General features: G+C 53.1%; 1 protein-coding gene. It reads left to right on the top strand.

From position 1 onward, the window contains the following. Nucleotides 1-305: hypothetical protein (locus PUR71_RS40980; protein WP_329924606.1), on the top strand; the 305-nt coding region annotated here is incomplete at its 5' end. Nucleotides 306-320: the final 15 nt, after the last annotated feature.

Genomic DNA, 320 nt, shown 5'->3' with positions numbered 1-320 from the left:
GGTGGTTTGTTGTGGGGGGTGGGGGGGGTGGTGTTTTTTGTGTTGGGGTGTGTGTTGGTTTGGTGTTTTGGGGGGGGTTTTTTTTTTTTTTTTTGGGGGTTTTTTTTTTTTTTTTTGTCTTGTTTGGTTTTTTGGGGGGGGTTGGGGCGGTGGTCGGGGCCGGGGGGTTTGTTGTTTTCTGGGGGTTGTTTTTTTGCTGTGTGTGCTTGGTGTGTTGTTTGTGGGGGTGGGGAACAAGGCATGTGTGGTGTGTTTTGGGGGGGGTTTGGTTGTTGTGGGGGTGGGGGGGGGGGGGTGGTTTTTGACCTTCTGGGTCCGCC

Origin of the sequence: Streptomyces sp. SP17BM10 (assembly GCF_036322405.1) — a bacterium.
Classification (GTDB): Bacteria; Actinomycetota; Actinomycetes; order Streptomycetales; family Streptomycetaceae; genus Kitasatospora.
The sequence above is the reverse complement of the archived record's forward strand: the minus strand, read 5'-3'. Positions and strand labels throughout refer to the sequence as shown.